Origin of the sequence: Brevibacillus sp. MER 51, assembly GCF_023714195.1 — a bacterium.
Classification (GTDB): Bacteria; Bacillota; Bacilli; order Brevibacillales; family Brevibacillaceae; genus Brevibacillus.
The window spans coordinates 79,125-95,328 of record NZ_JAMAUS010000010.1 but is presented as its reverse complement, the minus strand read 5'-3'; the positions used below and the strand labels follow the sequence as shown (position 1 = coordinate 95,328).

The 16,204-nt window shown below is 47.0% G+C and carries 16 protein-coding genes and 1 pseudogene; 3 read left to right on the top strand and 14 right to left on the bottom strand.

From position 1 onward, the window contains the following. Positions 1 to 56: 56 nt before the first annotated feature. The 7 genes from M3630_RS20805 to M3630_RS20775 form a co-directional block, all read right to left on the bottom strand. Complete coding sequence (locus tag M3630_RS20805; RefSeq protein ID WP_173611117.1) at positions 57 to 629, bottom strand: SCO family protein; 573 nt, start codon at positions 627 to 629, stop codon at positions 57 to 59. Between the two features lie 15 nt (positions 630 to 644). Next, positions 645 to 971, bottom strand: a complete 327-nt coding sequence (locus M3630_RS20800) for a c-type cytochrome (protein ID WP_251253349.1) — start codon at positions 969 to 971, stop codon at positions 645 to 647. 121 nt (positions 972 to 1,092) lie between these two features. Further along, positions 1,093 to 1,425: a cytochrome o ubiquinol oxidase subunit IV gene (gene cyoD, locus M3630_RS20795; protein ID WP_142498141.1), complete on the bottom strand. Its 333-nt coding sequence runs from the start codon at positions 1,423 to 1,425 to the stop codon at positions 1,093 to 1,095. Then, positions 1,426 to 2,022: a cytochrome o ubiquinol oxidase subunit III gene (cyoC, locus tag M3630_RS20790; RefSeq protein WP_173611115.1), complete on the bottom strand. Its 597-nt coding sequence runs from the start codon at positions 2,020 to 2,022 to the stop codon at positions 1,426 to 1,428. Then, positions 2,022 to 3,995, bottom strand: coding sequence for a cbb3-type cytochrome c oxidase subunit I (locus M3630_RS20785; protein ID WP_251253348.1), 1,974 nt, complete (start codon positions 3,993 to 3,995; stop codon positions 2,022 to 2,024). Before M3630_RS20785 ends, cyoC begins: the two co-directional genes overlap by 1 nt. Positions 3,996 to 4,030: 35 nt before the next feature. Continuing rightward, entirely contained in the window at positions 4,031 to 4,936 is a 906-nt protein-coding gene (cyoA, locus tag M3630_RS20780) for a ubiquinol oxidase subunit II (protein ID WP_251253347.1), read from the bottom strand. Between the two features lie 200 nt (positions 4,937 to 5,136). Beyond that, a complete protein-coding gene (locus M3630_RS20775; protein ID WP_173611210.1) occupies positions 5,137 to 6,594 on the bottom strand; it encodes an aminotransferase class I/II-fold pyridoxal phosphate-dependent enzyme in 1,458 nt (485 codons plus the stop codon). Positions 6,595 to 6,823: 229 nt separating this feature from the next. Here M3630_RS20775 and hisC point away from each other — a divergent pair, with 229 nt between their 5' ends. Further along, on the top strand, positions 6,824 to 7,939 hold the full coding sequence (hisC, locus tag M3630_RS20770) for a histidinol-phosphate transaminase (RefSeq protein ID WP_251253346.1): 1,116 nt from the start codon (positions 6,824 to 6,826) through the stop codon (positions 7,937 to 7,939). Between the two features lie 190 nt (positions 7,940 to 8,129). After that, a complete protein-coding gene (locus M3630_RS20765) occupies positions 8,130 to 9,425 on the top strand; it encodes an MFS transporter (protein ID WP_251253345.1) in 1,296 nt (431 codons plus the stop codon). A gap of 75 nt (positions 9,426 to 9,500) precedes the next feature. Here M3630_RS20765 and M3630_RS20760 read toward each other — a convergent pair whose 3' ends face one another. Together M3630_RS20760 and M3630_RS20755 are read right to left on the bottom strand one after the other, a co-directional pair. Continuing rightward, the gene (locus M3630_RS20760; protein WP_007723975.1) at positions 9,501 to 9,683 is read right to left on the bottom strand and encodes a hypothetical protein; all 183 of its coding nucleotides are present in this window, start codon (positions 9,681 to 9,683) and stop codon (positions 9,501 to 9,503) included. Between the two features lie 12 nt (positions 9,684 to 9,695). Further along, positions 9,696 to 10,526 (bottom strand): hypothetical protein, encoded by an 831-nt coding sequence (locus tag M3630_RS20755; RefSeq protein ID WP_251253344.1) that lies wholly within the window; start codon positions 10,524 to 10,526, stop codon positions 9,696 to 9,698. A 563-nt stretch (positions 10,527 to 11,089) separates the two neighbouring features. Here M3630_RS20755 and M3630_RS20750 point away from each other — a divergent pair. After that, a pseudogene (locus M3630_RS20750) lies at positions 11,090 to 11,381 on the top strand (hypothetical protein); the annotation flags it as partial. A gap of 102 nt (positions 11,382 to 11,483) precedes the next feature. On the opposite strand, the gene M3630_RS20745 reads toward M3630_RS20750, so the two are convergent. The 5 genes from M3630_RS20745 to M3630_RS20725 form a co-directional block, all read right to left on the bottom strand. Continuing rightward, positions 11,484 to 12,062 (bottom strand): DUF5050 domain-containing protein, encoded by a 579-nt coding sequence (locus M3630_RS20745; RefSeq protein WP_251253343.1) that lies wholly within the window; start codon positions 12,060 to 12,062, stop codon positions 11,484 to 11,486. A 140-nt stretch (positions 12,063 to 12,202) separates the two neighbouring features. Then, the gene (locus M3630_RS20740) at positions 12,203 to 13,177 is read right to left on the bottom strand and encodes an ABC transporter ATP-binding protein (RefSeq protein WP_251253342.1); all 975 of its coding nucleotides are present in this window, start codon (positions 13,175 to 13,177) and stop codon (positions 12,203 to 12,205) included. Further along, positions 13,174 to 14,220: an ABC transporter ATP-binding protein gene (locus M3630_RS20735; RefSeq protein WP_221868286.1), complete on the bottom strand. Its 1,047-nt coding sequence runs from the start codon at positions 14,218 to 14,220 to the stop codon at positions 13,174 to 13,176. The genes M3630_RS20740 and M3630_RS20735 overlap by 4 nt, the downstream gene beginning before the upstream one ends. Next, positions 14,196 to 15,176, bottom strand: a complete 981-nt coding sequence (locus tag M3630_RS20730; RefSeq protein ID WP_173611108.1) for an ABC transporter permease — start codon at positions 15,174 to 15,176, stop codon at positions 14,196 to 14,198. The genes M3630_RS20735 and M3630_RS20730 overlap by 25 nt, the downstream gene beginning before the upstream one ends. Next, positions 15,173 to 16,144, bottom strand: a complete 972-nt coding sequence (locus M3630_RS20725) for an ABC transporter permease (RefSeq protein WP_173611107.1) — start codon at positions 16,142 to 16,144, stop codon at positions 15,173 to 15,175. The genes M3630_RS20730 and M3630_RS20725 overlap by 4 nt, the downstream gene beginning before the upstream one ends. Positions 16,145 to 16,204 lie beyond the last annotated feature (60 nt).

Genomic DNA, 16,204 nt, shown 5'->3' with positions numbered 1-16,204 from the left:
CCCAAATAGAGCATCTGCCTTGCTTTCCTATTATTCGGCGTACCCGACTTGCTCCCCTACTCCTGCAACGCTTTTATATCCTCGATAATTTGATTGTAAGGCACGTCCGTCATTCCTTCATAACGGTTAACCACTGTTCCCTTTTGATCGACCAAGTATAAAAACGTGTCGTGGATGATTTGATCGGAATTAGGGTCCTTTTCTATCGGAGTCTTGAATGATTTGAGAATAAATGTTTTGATCTCTTCAAATCCATAGCCAGTCAATGCATGCCAATTGGAGAAATCCGCATTGAATTTACCCAGATAGGACTTCAATGCCTCTGGCGTATCTCTTTCTGGATCAACCGAGAAAGAAACAAACTCCACATCCACACCAGCTTCTTTTGCTTTTTTCTGCAATTCAGCCATGTTTGCTGTCATCGTAGGACAAACGGTTCCGCAATACGTAAAGACAAAGTTAGCAACCCATACCTTATTTTCCAGATCTTTTGATGAAAAAGGCTTCCCTTCCTGATCCGTATAAGCAAATTCATTGACCGGATAGTTGTAATCATATCTTGCTGGACCACACGCAGTTACCAAAACCATCAGGATACTGAGCATGATCAACCAAGCTGTTTTTTTCATTGTACCACCCCTCTCCTATTCTTTTTTCTCAGAGAGCCACTTCGCTAACTGGCCGATTTCTTCTGCGCTAAGTACATTTTCATAACCAGGCATGCCATTTGCGCCGACCGTAATGATTTCAACGAGTTTTTCCTCCGTCATTTTCGAGCCAACTTGCTGCAAGCTTGGACCCACCCTACCGGATAAATCGTTACCGTGGCAGCTCATGCAGTTATTTTTGTATAGCTTCATCGCACTTTTATCTACATCTGCAACTTCTGTTTGCCCTTCCGTCGCGCCATTGCTGCATGCAGTTGCAACCAGGAACAGCGAACCAATGAAGAGATACTTGATGGCTTTCACAGAAATCCCCTGCCTTTCCTACGGGAATACCGTTACCTTACAAAAAGGGACGGCCTGCTGTATCCGCTAGACCGAGAATCAGGGCGTACAGCAGTACGCCCCCGATTAAATTCGCTCATGTTTATAGCGCGACCATGTTGTACATCATGATCCAGATAGAGCCGATCACGATGAGGAATACGATAAACAACCCGAGTAAGAGCGACATCAAGTTGTAGCGTGGTTTATCCTCTTCTTTCAGGTGCATGAAAAAGAATAACTGGACAATAAACTGGAACAGAGCCGCTCCTAAATAGATGATGAGTCGCTTATCACTATCCAGCCAACCGTTTTCTAGTGCCAGAATAGGAATGATTGTGAATACAAGCGACAAGACGAAACCAATCACATACGATTTCAAAGAACCATGACCGCCGTGTTGTTCTGTCGTGCCATGCACAGATTGCTTGCTCAATTAATTCACCCCCATCACATACACGATGGTGAAGACGAAAATCCAAACCACATCAAGGAAATGCCAGAACAAGCTGATGATGTTAACTTTTCGTTTCGTTACGGGTGTAATGCCGTGCTTCGCGATTTGCATGATGACGATGATCATCCACCCCATACCGAGCGTCACGTGCAAACCATGCGTTCCTACCAATGTGTAAAAGGCAGTCAGGAATGCGCTCGTTCCAATCGTTGCCCCTTCACTAACCATATGAATGAACTCGTTGATTTCCAGGAACAAGAAGGATGCTCCCAAAAATATGGTAACTCCCAGCCAGTTCATCAAAGCAAGACGATTTCCCTTATTCATAGCGAGAATCGCAAGACCGCTCGTAAAGCTACTGGTCAGCAAAATAAACGTACTCGCGTAAATCCCATTCATCTGGAACAGATCTTTTGGACCTGGACCACCATCCGTGCTTCCTTGCAGTACGATATAAGTCGCAAACAAGGTAGCGAACAAGATGACATCCGTCATGAGGTAGATCCAAAAGGCAAACGTGCGCAATTCCTCTTGGTCTGGATGATGATCATGATGTCCAGCATTCACATTAGCCATTACGTAATCACCCTCCCTGCTTCCGCCTCTGTACGTTCAATCTCTTCAACCGTGACGTAGTAGTCCGTGTCGTAGTTAAACGAGTGAACAACCATACATGCAATCACACCGATAAACCCTGGTACAGCCATCCATAACCAATCAAAAATCAAACCGAATCCGACAAAGAACCAGAACATGGACATCACAATCGGAATACCGGAGTTTTTCGGCATATGAATCGGTTCCAGTTCTACTTTCGCCGGCTTTTCCAAGCCTTGCTCGATGCGCAGCTTTCTTTCATGCCAATCATCTTGAGACGTTACCTGCGGCATGACGGCAAAGTTATAGAACGGAGCGGGAGAAGGAATCGACCACTCCAATGTACGAGCATTCCACGGGTCGCCTGTTGTACCTCTCTTCATGTGTTTGATGCTGTGTGCAATGTCCCAAATTTGGACAAGGAATGCAGCACCCATGATTACGGCACCAATCGTCGATACCAGGTTCATTTCGAACCAGCCTTTGTCCCAGCCGTACGTGTAAAGACGACGTGTCATCCCCATCAAGCCCAATGCGTATTGCGGCATGAAGCACAGGTAGAACCCTATGTTCCACAGCCAGAAAGCCCAACGGCCAATCCGCTCATTCAGCTTGAAGCCAAAAATTTTCGGCCACCAGTAGTACAAGCCAGCGAAGAATCCAAACACGACACCCGCAATAATTACTTGGTGGAAGTGTGCAATGAGGAAGTAGCTGTTGTGATATTGAAAGTCAGCAGGTGCCACTGAGAGAAGTACACCCGTCATCCCACCAATGACGAAGTTCGGGATAATCCCGACCGTCCACAGCATCGGCGTCTCGAACGTAATTTTTCCTCGGAACATCGTAAACAGCCAGTTAAACACTTTTACACCAGTCGGAATCGCAATCAACATCGTCGTGACGGCGAAGAATGCATTGACGTCCGCACCGGAGCCCATTGTGAAGAAATGGTGCGCCCATACGAGGAACGAAAGAACGCTAATGATGATCATGGCGAATACCATGGATTTGTAGCCAAACAGCTTTTTGCGTGAGAACGTCGCAACGATCTCGGAGAAAATCCCGAACGCTGGCAAAACGATAATGTAAACCTCCGGGTGACCCCACATCCAAATCAGGTTGATGTACATCATCGGATTACCGCCGCCATCCAAGGTGAAGAAGTGCCCACCCAAATAGCGGTCGATAAACAGCAGTGCCAATGTTACCGTCAAGATTGGGAATGCGAAAACGATTGCGATACAACTCGACAAAACTGACCAGGAAAACATCGGCATTTTCATCAAAGTCATACCTGGAGCACGCACTTTCAAGATCGTGACGATAAAGTTAATCCCGGTCATCAAACTACCAATACCTGAGATCTGAATCCCCCAAATGTAGAAATCCTGACCCGGTCCCGGGTTAAAGGCTAGCTCCGAATACGGCGGATAAGCCAGCCAACCTGCATCAGGAGAACCCCCAATGACGAAGGACAAGTTAAACAGCATCGCCCCTGAGAAAAACAGCCAGAAGCTGAGCGCATTCAGAAACGGAAAGGCTACGTCACGTGCACCGAGTTGCAGCGGCACGATGACATTGAACAAACCAAACATAAGCGGCATCGCCATAAACAGAATCATAATGACACCATGCGTCGTAAAAATCTGGTTGTAGTGATCCCCACTCAAAAACTGCATCTCAGGCATGACGAGCTGTGCCCGCATCAGGAGAGCATCTACCCCTCCTCGAAACAGCATGAGAACGGAAGCGAGAATGTACATAATACCGATCTTTTTGTGATCGACAGTTGTCAGCCATTCGCGCCAGAGCCATCCCCATTTTTTAAAGTAAGTCAGCACTGATACGATTGCGATGATACTGAGCACAATGCTGACGTCCGCACCGTAAATAAGTGGATCGCCTGTTACGAAAAATTCAGAGGCGAATTCTTTCACACTCTCCCACATCGTTGTTTCTCTCCTCCCTCTTCCAATTCAACCGACTATTCTCTCACCCTCGCTGGCGGTTGCACTCTCGTAGATAAGCCGTGATTGTGTGAAGCAGCGTACTTGGTCACAGTCATCTCGTACAACCCTTCAGGGAAAGCGGAGAAATAACGCACATCCGATGTTCCTTGTTTGGTCAGCTCTTTGTAACCATCCAGTGTGAGTTCAGGGGAAGTATGTTTCACCTGATTCACCCATTGATCAAAGTCTTCTTGGGAAGTCGCATTCGCTGTGAAGAACATCTTCGCAAATTCTTTTCCGGTAAAGTTCGCACCTGATCCCATGTATTCACCCTGTTCATCTGCTTGCAGGTAGAGCGTCATAGACATGCCAGACATGGCATAAATCTGACCGCCAAGCTGTGGAATCCAGAATGAATTCATCGGAGCGTCAGATGTCACTTCGAAACGTACCGGCACATCCTCTGGGAACTGCACATAGTTCACAGTGGCAATGCCTTGTTCAGGATATTGGAACAGCCACTTCCAATCCAAATTCGTCACTTGAATCGTGATCGGTTTCTTTTCGGATTCCAACGGCTTGGATGGCTCCAACGAATAGGTGTACCGAACTGTCACGATCCCAATTAACGTAATAATGATGATGGGAATGCCCCACCAAATGATTTCCAGTTTCGTACTGTGTTCCCAATCAGGCGTGTACTTCGCCTTTCTTCCTTTTCTGTCACGGTATCGCCATACAATGACAAAAGTAAGAATTAGTACAGGAACAATCACGATTAGCGTTAATAGCGTGGATAAAATCATTAAGTCCTTTTGCTGTTCACCAATGGGTCCTTTCGGATCGAGCACGATATAGTTATCAGCGCAACCGGTCGTCAAGAACAGCAGGATGAACATGAACAAAAATGACATACAGCGTACTGTCTTGGACGTCTTCATGTCCTTGTCCTCATCTCCTATCACCATGCACGGGGTACTATTGAAACAAGTCTTACTCTAAAGCCGGACCGATGGAGTGTCACCAGCCAATGACAAAGTGGATCAACCAGCCATGTTCAAGAATCCGCTGCATTTTGGACACTTTTTAGACATAAAAAGAAAAAGACCACCCCAAGGCGGCCCTTCCTCCTATTATTTGGTTATTCCTTGATGACACGTATGGTCTGTAGCGTGGGGTCTTCGAAGCCCTGAACAGGCAAACCTGCCTCGATGTTTTTCTTCGTATAGATGAGGTTCTCTTCCGAAATGATTTCCCCCGGGATAAAGATCGGAATACCTGGTGGATATACCATGACAAACTCCGCGATAATTCTCCCCACGGATTGTTCGACGGGAATCATCTCTGTCGGTGCGTAAAATGCATCGCGTGGGGTGACAGCGAGTACCGGTATTTTGGGAAGCTGCATTTTCGGGCGAGCTTTTCTGTTTCCTTGATCCTCGGACCCGGCAGCCAGCTCCTCCAAGGCATAGACAAGGATTTGCAAATCTTCTTTCGTATCACTTGGTGTGATAATACACACGATGTTGTACAGGTCAGATAGCTCTACCTCTATGTTATAGCGATCGCGGAGCCATTTTTCAGCTTCATATCCCGTAATGCCGAGGTCTTTTACCGAGATGACCAGCTTGGTCGGATCATGAGCAAACGCTCCATTTGTCCCGATAATTTCTCTCCCAATGCAGTACAAATGATTAATTTTATTGATTTGTGCCCGTGCTTCGTTTGCCAATTGAATCGTTTGATCCAATAGCGTTTTCCCCGATGTAACCAACCGCTTTCTCGCTACATCGAGCGAAGCAAGCAGTAAATAGGAAGTGGATGTCGTCGTGAGCATGCTATAAATAGCTTGTACACGCTGAATCGAAACGAGATTTCCCTGAATGTTCAACAACGAACTTTGCGTTAGGGAGCCTCCTAATTTATGCATACTGCTTGCTGCCATATCTGCACCAGCTTGCATCGCCGATAGTGGGAGCTTGGGATGGAAGTGAACATGTGAGCCATGCGCTTCATCTACGAGTACAGGCACCCCTCTGGCATGCGCAACTTGAACGATGCCCTTCAAGTCACCAGCAATTCCGAAATAGGTCGGGTTGATGACGAGAACTGCCTTTGCATCAGGATGCTGTTCCAATGCTTTTTCCACAGCTTGTGGTGTAATTCCATGTGAGATCCCGAAGACAGGGTCTATTTCTGGATGTAAAAAGATAGGAGTCGCACCGGATAAAACAATTCCGCTCATGATAGATTTGTGTACATTCCGTGGCACGATGATCTTATCACCGGGATTACAAACCGCCATAATCATGGTCATGATGACTCCGCTCGTACCTTGAACAGAAAATATGGTGTGATCAGCGCCAAAGGCTTCAGCAGCCAACTCCTGCGCTTGTTTGATAATCCCTTTTGGTTGATGCAAATCGTCCAATGGTTCAATGTTAATCAAATCGATGGAAAGTGCATTTTTTCCCATGAACCATCGAAATTCAGGATCCATCCCTTTCCCTTTTTTATGACCTGGTATATGGAATTGGATTGGATTCTTCTGGGCATGCTTTCTCAGCCCGTTAAAGAGCGGCGTTTGCCCTTGAATCAACATTTTTCCCACCTCACTATCCTTCCGTGTTGTTTGAATGAGTGGTGTTTCTGGGCTGATTATAAAGGAAGCGGCTCCTTCCTTCATGATCCAATCTTGACTTTTATGAACCATCCAATTTGTGTCCTTCCTCGTAATTGGTCTGTTTCATCTTTCGTAAATTGGCTGGTTACAGTGCCGGAGATTTCACTTACAGTGTTGCTACCATGAAGTTTTGGAGGCCATATAGATGAAACAGCTGCCCACGATCCCATCACGCAAAACACTAGAAAAGATACAACCCTATCAACCTGGAATGCCGATTTGGGAGATAAAAAAAATGTACGGACTCTCTCCTATCATGAAATTAGCCTCAAATGAAAATCCACTCGGCCCATCCCCCAAGATCATCCGCGCCATTCTCGGTGCGCTCCCGGAGCTGCATCGTTACCCGGATGCCCATGCAACGACGCTGAAAGAGCATTTGGCAGATCATCTTGAGTTAAGTCTGGAGCATTTAATCATCACGAATGGCGGCGACGAACTGATCAAGCTCATCTCCGAGACCTATCTGGAGCCCGAGGACGAAATCGTCGTGCCTTCACCGACCTTTTCTGAATATGAATTCGGCGCGCATCTCATGGGAGCTGTCATCAAAACGGTTCCGCTTGAGACCGATTACGCATTCAACGTCTCAGCAATTTTGGCAGCGATCACAGATCGAACAAAGCTTGTCTACCTTTGTTCCCCAAATAACCCGTCAGGCACCTATTTGACTCATCAGGACTTGACGGCATTGCTAGACCAATTGCCAGATGGGGTGCTTGTTGTACTCGACGCTGCTTACAGTCACTATGCAACGGCTGACGATTACACAACAGGTATTGAATTTGTCCGCCAAGGATACCCTGTTCTCGTCTTGCAAACCTTCTCGAAAATTTACGCGCTTGCAGGTATTCGCATCGGATTTGGTGTCGCTCACCCCTCGGTGATCCAAAAAATCCTGAAAGTAAAAGAACCGTTTAACGTCAATTCCTTGGCACAAATAGCCGCCATTACCGCTCTTGGAGACGTAGAGCATTTTGAAAAATCTCTTACGGAAAACACCAAAGGCCGCAAGCAGCTCTACGATGCATTCGATGAAATGAATATTCCTTACACCGTGAGTATGTCTAATTTTATCTTGGCAAAATTCGGGCCAAATGCCGGTAGGATTTATCAAGAGTTGCTGGAAAGAGGAATCATTTTGCGGTACGGAGACACTTGGGGATTACCGGAGCATATTCGAATCAGTGTAGGTACGCTGGAAGAAAATCAAATTCTCATCCAAAATCTCCGTGAGCTATTGCTTATCGCAGGAAAATGAACGAAAAACACCGGCTAGAAAATGTCCGGTGTTTTTTCTTTTGCAAAGTGTTTATGAAGCTGAATTCCCCTTGTGTTTACCCGTCGCCAATACTATACTGAATGCAAATTCCCCAGTCATTTCCACCGGCAGGAATGACTGAAATTTCATAACTTCACGAAAGCTTGCATTCAATAGAAAGGTGGATCAGATGTCACTCAAACCTGAAAATTTACAAAGCTACATCGACTCCCCAGATAAACAGCAACGACTATACAAACGAACGCTCTGGATTGTCGTCATCTCACAAATTTTCGGCGGTGCAGGACTTGCGGCAGGTGTCACCGTAGGGGCTCTCCTCGCCCAGGATATGCTCGGTTCGGAAAGTCTCGCGGGCATCCCTTCCGCATTGCTCACGCTTGGCTCTGCTGTGGCTGCATTGCTGGTGGGTCGGCTCTCTCAACGCTTTGGACGCCGTTTGGGTCTCGCTAGCGGCTTCTTAGCCGGAGGGATTGGCGCAATTGGGGTGGTTATCGCAGCTGTCGCAAACAGTATTGTCCTTCTGTTTGCTTCCTTAATTCTGTATGGGGCTGGCACCGCTACTAACCTGCAGGCCCGCTATGCAGGCACAGACTTGGCAAAGCCTAAACAGCGTGCGACTGCCGTGAGTATTGCCATGGTCTCCACTACATTCGGAGCTGTTGCAGGACCAAACCTGGTGGAAGTCATGGGACGATTCGCTACTTCCATCGGTGTCCCCGCACTTGCTGGTCCTTTCATCTTGGGTGCCGCTGCCTTCATCCTCGCAGGTCTCGTATTTTGGGTACTGCTTCGTCCGGACCCGTTCATCGTTTCGAAAGCAATCGCCGAAGCGAAACAGGTGGATCAGAGCTCCCCATCCTATCTGAATGAGAACCAGCTTGCAAGCAACAACCGGGGAATCATCGTGGGAGCCACCGTCATGATTTTGACGCAGATCGTCATGGTCGCCATTATGACAATGACACCTGTACATATGAAGCATCACGGACATGGTCTCTCTGAAGTAGGCATCGTCATCGGTTTTCATATCGGTGCGATGTACCTCCCTTCGCTCTTGACAGGTGTTCTCGTTGACAAGATCGGTCGCTCCACCATGGCCTATGCTTCTGGTGTCATACTGCTTGCAGCCAGCCTGACTGCTGCTTTTGCGCCAGTCGATTCGATGCCGCTACTCATCACCGCTCTTGTGCTGCTCGGACTGGGCTGGAATTTTGGACTAATTAGCGGCACAGCGCTCATCGTGGATGCAACGCAGCCCGCCACTCGTGCGAAAACTCAGGGAACAGTTGATGTCTTGATTGCCTTGGCTGGCGCATCCGGTGGTGCCCTGTCCGGTATGGTCGTCGCCAATGCCAGCTTCGCAACGCTTTCCCTTGCTGGAGGCGCATTATCGCTGTTGCTAGTCCCTGTCCTGATATGGTCCCACAAAAAGAACAAACACCGTGTAGAGATCTCCCAAAACTAAAGCCACCCTCATCAGGTGGCTTTTTCTCTATTCCAAGTACCTCAAAACAAAAAATAACACTGCTCACAGGCAGTGTCATTTTCCTCCAACCACTTTATTATCATGTCGCTCATTTGGACTATGCTCATCTACAATCTGTTTTAAGCTAGCGAAGCCAGGAGTAAATTTGCTGTTGGGAATCTTCTTCTTGGAAGAGAGATTTTTCGAGTAAACAGCAGTTTCGTTGCCTCTTTTCGCGAAGAACTCAGCTAATTTCATCGTATCCCACTCCTAACTAGCTCTCTTTAAGGTTTTGACCTTGTTCACAAACTTGGTAACAAATCCTAATAATAACATATACGTAGTCAACCGCTCGAACTCCTGCATATTTTCGGGAGTAAATGTGTCATTCTTGTAAACAGCGACCGCAAATCCAAGCCTGAACTTGCCAAAATTTTTTACAATGGCAAATTGTTCAATGTCCGTGTTTTGAATACGTCCCTTTACTTGTTTATCGGCAATTCTGCAATCCTCTTGAAGCATGGAAGACAGTAGTAGCGTACGTACGGTGTCAAAATCTTTCAACTCGGTTAAGTAAAACACTTCAAACTGCTTGTCATTATTCGTAGGGACGATCCAATAGCAGCATAGCTCGTCCGGTTTCAATCCATAAATCGTCTTTACTTCCATTTCAAATGCCTTCATAAAAGTGATCGCATTCGCATTAATAATAGCTGATGACTGACCACTTCCATCCAAGCTGTAAATCGCATTGGCCAATTCTTTCTCACAATACTTCACTTCCATCTGGAACTCGATCTCGTTTCCTCTAACCTTGTTGCAGATGAACAAAACGATGAATATCATTCCCGCCAAAATAGCGGAATACAAGATAGACAAGCCTAGAACAGAGCCTAACGAAGCTAGTTTGTTTTCCTCATGTGGCGGTGCTAGGATAAACAGCCATTCGATCGGTTTAAACATCCACTTATGTATGACTGCTATCAAATCTGGCAGCAAACCTTTCAACAATTCAAATACGAGCCATGAGACCAGAACGAACAAGATGCCAAGAACAGAAAACACGATCTTTACATGGCTCTGCACGAGATTCTTTAGCACCTGTAAACCTCTCCTTCTGGTAAAGTTTTACATTATTTTAACATTTTATTCAGATTCTACAAATAGGAAAAAACTACCTACATTTAGGTAGTTTTTTAGGCGTTTCTATCGTAATCGTACTCACTTTTTGATTACCTATGTACTGTATCGTCTGCTGTACAATCTTGCTGTTTTCTTCGATTCTCTTTAACGGTTTAAATGAACTCAACAATTGCATATTCCCCCTATCGGTATACTGGGTGTACTTCGTAGCAGAACGCTCCTTTATTGGTCTGCCCATTTTTCACCTCTATCAAACACGAAATGCTCATCATGGCCTTCATCCGTCTTGGTAATACCCCATACATTATGCCGTTCTGATTTTGTTTAGACCCCTCTTCTGGGTGCTGCTTTTCCACTGTTAGTGACGGTTTTGTTACAGACAATGTTGCTCCCATTGGCACAATTGACATCCACAATCCTTTCCATAATAAAGGATAATCCAAGCGAAAAGGAGTTAGTCAGAATGAATTCAATAAGAGCGAAGAATGAAACCATTCTTTCCTACATCATTGCCATCGCGCGGATTTTCGATAGATCAAGTAGACTTGCCCTACCTCGAACCATCCCATGCCACTGGCTTATTACCTCTGGTCACGAATGCGGTTGAATGGTTTTTTCATGCTTGGCGTTCTCGCCTTCAAACTGAATGGCGGCCTGGAGAAGAAAGTGAAGATACCGTATCAGTATATGCTCGTGTTCTTGATTGTGACTTTCGCATGGATTGGTTTATGTTGGATGGCTGATTACCCACAGTTAGTAGCTATTCCCATTCTCGTCGTTGTCTATGAATCTCTTCACAAGCCTCTATATTCATGTTTGGCTCCGTGCTCATGTACAAAAAGCGGGAGAGAAAAAGTCCCCCGAGAATTAGCCCATAACATTAAAGCCACCCGCCTGGGGTGGCTTTTTTTATCCTTACTTCGCCTTTAGGGTTACCTTTTCCACTTTGTTTTCGCCTATCTTCACTTTGAATATATCTTGTTCATCGTAAAAAAAGATGAAATCTTCCACCACGTACAATCGGTGTACGTTATTGGGGTCCCCTTCAGTAAGACTACCACTTTTGATAACTGTTTTCGAACTGCCATCTGTCTTTATTTTAAAGAGCTCCATCGTATCTTCATACGTATAACTGATCTCGTAATTGGGCATCTCAAGCTGATAGATTTCTTTCAAGGGCTTATTGCGCGTATAGTAAATCCAGTCACCTACAACATTCAGATTATGGGCCCAATCACTGCTCAACTTTTGAAGAGAGCTTCCATCCTTTTTGATTTTGTATAAGCCATCGTTGTTATAAAAAATCCACTCTCCTTGAACGGCGACAAAGCTTCGGTGTGAATTGATATTGACAGGATCGCTGCCAAAAACGTTTATCATTGGTTTTTTTGTTGGCGCAGTCGCCATTGTTTGCTGATTACCAAAGCCAAGAACTACAATCAGGCATACTGTCATCGCAATGGTGATCATCCATTTCCCTTTATGTTGCACCATGCATCGCTCCCGTTCATGGCCTAATAAAGTACATCCGGCAACACTGATTTATATGTACCAAAACGAATTCGTTTTGTCTACCTTAATTTGGATTGTCCGGAAAAACTAAGAAGCCACCCGTCATAGGTGGCTCTTTCTCTCTATGCTAAAGGGAAATGACACGCGACCTGCCGATCCTGCCCAACCCCTATCAGCTCGGGAATCTCCTTGCTGCATCTCTCCTGCGCCATTGGACAACGAGGATGAAAACGACAACCTGACGGCGGATTGGCCGGAGATGGTACATCCCCTTGCAGGACGATCCGCTCTTGTCGCCGATGCGGAGTAGGCTTCGGAATCGCCGACAACAATGCCGCTGTATACGGATGCAGTGGCTGTGCAAACAAGTCATCCGTTCGTGCAATCTCCACCATTTTCCCCAAGTACATCACGCCTACCCGATCAGAAATATGGCGTACCACATTCAGACCATGCGCGATAAATAGATAGGTCAGCCCCATCTCTTTTTGTAATTTCATCATCAGGTTCAAAACCTGTGACTGTACGGACACGTCCAGCGCAGAAACAGCTTCGTCCGCCACAATAAACCGTGGTGAGAGTGCAATCGACCGCGCAATCCCGATCCGTTGCCGCTGTCCGCCGGAAAACTCATGCGGATACCGATTCCGTCTCGAAGGATCGAGGCCCACCAGACTCATCAGCTCGACTACCCGTTCATCCATTTCCTTTGCAGATGCGCGCAGATGAACCCGCAACGGCTCTCCAATAATATCGCTTACCAAAAATCGTGGATTCAACGAACCAAACGGGTCTTGAAAAATAATCTGCATATCCCGTCTCAGCTTCAAATTCTCTTGTCTGTTCACCTGATGGATATTGGTTCCGTCAAACAGCACTTCTCCGCTCGTCGCCCTTTGCAAATTTAACACGACACGCCCCAGTGTCGACTTCCCGCAACCGGATTCTCCTACGAGCCCAAATGTCTCCCCTGCCCGAATTCCGAAAGACACATCATCTACGGCTTTTACATGACCAACGACACGGCTCAATAAGCCCGCCTTAATTGGAAAATACTTTTTGATATGTTTGGCTTCGATCAAATATTCCCGGTTCATTGGCGGTTCACCTCTGCTTTGCTTCCAGCGACTGAATTTGCACGCTGATTTATTCTGAAGTGATTGCTGACATCTTCGTTCAACCAGCAAGCCACTTGTTGTCCCGTAACAACCTCGCGCAAAATTGGTTCCTCTTTTCGGCATTTGTCAATCGCATGCGGACAACGCGGGTGAAAACGGCAGCCCGTCGGCAATTGGGTAATGCTCGGGATGGTGCCTTGGATGGTGTACAATTCTCCGCCGCGCTCCCCTTCAAATCCGGGAATGGACTGCAGCAAGCCAATCGTGTAAGGATGCCGGGGCTCGTCAAATATCCGTTCGACCGTTCCCTCCTCCACAATCGTTCCTGCATACATAACCGCGATACGATCCGCCATCTCTGCTGCTACCCCCATGTCATGGGTGATCAGCAAAATCGACATGCCCAATTCCTTTTGCAGCCGTCTGAGCAAATCCAAAATTTGCGCCTGAACCGTTACATCAAGAGCAGTAGTTGGCTCGTCTGCTATCAGCATTTCCGGGTTGCAGGCCAAGGCCATCGCGATGACAACACGCTGGCACATCCCTCCAGACATTTCATGCGGGTACTGTTTCACTCGTACTTCTGGCGCCGGAATACCAACCAGACGAAGCATCTCGATCGCTTTTTTGAACGCATCTGTCTGGTTCATATTTTGATGCAGCATCAAGCTCTCCGCAATTTGATCGCCTACCGTAAATACCGGATTGAGAGCCGACATCGGGTCTTGGAAGATCATCGCAATTTTGTTTCCGCGAATGTCCATCATTTCATCCAAATCCTTTGCCGCCAGATCCTGTCCGTGAAACATGACATTCCCACTCTGAATAAATCCGCCCGCATAATCAATCAGTCGCATGACTGCAAGTGACGTCACACTCTTTCCACTGCCGGATTCCCCTACCAAGCACACCGTCTGTCCTTTGCCAACGTTGATGCTCACTCGATCCGTGGCCTTGACCGTGCCGTCATCCGTAAAGAAGCAAGTGGTCAAATTTTTTATTTCGAGGATGTTGCGTTCCACTTGTTCAGCCTCCTTTTCGGGTTCTTCTTTTTCTTCCGTGGGTCAAATGCATCGCGGATACCGTCTCCGACGAAGTTAACCGCTAGCACTACGAGCAAAATACAAAGACCGGGATAAAGTGCTTGCAAAGGATCTACCAGCATGAATTCCTGTGCCTTGCTCAACATTAATCCCCAGCTTGTTTCTGGCGGTTGAATTCCCAAGCCTAAATAAGAGAGACCGGACTCTGACAGAATGGCCGAACCAACCATGAGAGTCGCGTACACAATAATCGGGGCCATTGCATTGCGTACCAGGTGACGCGTAATAATGCCCCAGTGTGATACGCCGATCGCTCTCGCCGCTTCCACATACTGCATTTCCCGTAGCTGCAAGAACTGCCCGCGCACTAGGCGTGCCACACTTGTCCAGCTCGTCAGCGACAAAATCAGGATCATATAGACAAATTCCGCTCCGAAGAGAGCCAAAACCAGAATGTTAAAAAACAGACTCGGAATGGAATTCATCACGTCCACGAGACGCATGAAGCAGGTATCAATCCAGCCGCCAAAATAACCAGAAATGGCCCCAATCAGCGTCCCGATGACGACCGCAGCAAAAGCAACGCTGAAGCCGACCAGCATAGACACCCGGCTGCTATGAATGAGGCGGGACAAAATATCACGACCGAGCTCGTCCGTTCCGAGCACATGCCCTTCTGTTCCAGGAGGTAGGTTGGTAATCATAAAATCAACCTTTGCCGGATCATGCGGTGCAACCCAATCGGCAAACACAGCAATCCCAATAAAAAACAGGAGCACGATCAAGCCACTAACAGCATACGGATTGCGCATGAATTTTCTGCCCGCAGTTGTCCATAGCCCAGGAGGCTTTTCGCCAGCAGGGTTTGTTGGAAGCTGTCCACCCGGTCGATTCGTTTCAACAACAGTGTCATCTTGAAGCTGTACTTGACTCATGCTGCCCTGCCTCCTTTGCGTCCAAGCTGCACTCGTGGATCAACCAGTGCGTAGATTAAATCGGCGAGCAGGTTTCCGATAATCACCATCAGTGAAATCAGCAACGTGATCGACATCAGCACAGAATACTCACGGGCTACAGCCATTTCGACAAACAGACGGCCCATGCCTGGCCAGTTAAATACACTCTCTGTCAATGCTGCGCCTGCTACCAGAGTCGGCAAATCCAATCCGATTATCGTCACGACAGGGATCAATGCGTTCCGCAGAGCATGGCGGAAAATCACGCGTCTTTCCTTCATTCCTTTGGCACGCGCCGTCCGAATATAGTCCTGCTCCAAAACCTCCAGCATACTGGCGCGCGTATATTTGACATAGGCTGCGATGTTCACCAGTGTTAACACTGTAACAGGTAGAATCAAGTGCAAAATGAGGTCGCTTACCTGTCCTTCTTTTCCCATCGTGTACATGTCAGATAGTGGGAGCAGATTCAACTGCATCGCGAAATACTGTTGTAGCATAATCCCAAACCAGAAGGTCGGCATCGCGAATCCGAGATAGGCAACGATGGAGGCGATCTGGTCAGACAGACCGTATTGCTTTGTGCTGTTGTAGATTCCCCACGGGATGGCGATCAGCATGGAAAGCCCCCACGCTACAGACATGAGCACAAACGTATTCCAGACCGTCGGCCACAAAATATCACCAACAGGAACGTTATTTTTAAAGGTATGGCCCAAATCTCCTTGCAGCAAATTACCGACCCATTTCATGTATTGAATATAGACTGGCTGATCCAACCCCATATTTTTCATCTGGATGAGCTGTGATTCAGGAGACATTCCCGGTGAGAGCATAACTTTTAGCGGTCCTCCGGGTGCTGCATGCATGAGTCCGAACGAAACCACTGTGATCAAAAATAAAACAAGCACGGCTTGTAGTACGCGGCGTACTAAATATTCAGCCAATCAGCATCCTCCTTTCGTTTGAAAGGGGAAGGGACAACAAGGCTGCCCTTCCCCCTTTTC

Coding starts and splice junctions, on each gene's coding strand:
- M3630_RS20730 (WP_173611108.1), bottom strand. CDS start 15,176: ATGAGTCAAGTACAGCTTCAAGATGACACTGTTGTTGAAACGAATCGA.
- cyoA (WP_251253347.1), bottom strand. CDS start 4,936: ATGAAGACGTCCAAGACAGTACGCTGTATGTCATTTTTGTTCATGTTC.
- cyoC (WP_173611115.1), bottom strand. CDS start 2,022: ATGGCTAATGTGAATGCTGGACATCATGATCATCATCCAGACCAAGAG.
- M3630_RS20805 (WP_173611117.1), bottom strand. CDS start 629: ATGAAAAAAACAGCTTGGTTGATCATGCTCAGTATCCTGATGGTTTTG.
- M3630_RS20785 (WP_251253348.1), bottom strand. CDS start 3,995: ATGTGGGAGAGTGTGAAAGAATTCGCCTCTGAATTTTTCGTAACAGGC.
- hisC (WP_251253346.1), top strand. CDS start 6,824: ATGAAACAGCTGCCCACGATCCCATCACGCAAAACACTAGAAAAGATA.
- M3630_RS20765 (WP_251253345.1), top strand. CDS start 8,130: ATGTCACTCAAACCTGAAAATTTACAAAGCTACATCGACTCCCCAGAT.
- M3630_RS20740 (WP_251253342.1), bottom strand. CDS start 13,177: ATGAACCGGGAATATTTGATCGAAGCCAAACATATCAAAAAGTATTTT.
- M3630_RS20745 (WP_251253343.1), bottom strand. CDS start 12,062: ATGGTGCAACATAAAGGGAAATGGATGATCACCATTGCGATGACAGTA.
- M3630_RS20760 (WP_007723975.1), bottom strand. CDS start 9,683: ATGAAATTAGCTGAGTTCTTCGCGAAAAGAGGCAACGAAACTGCTGTT.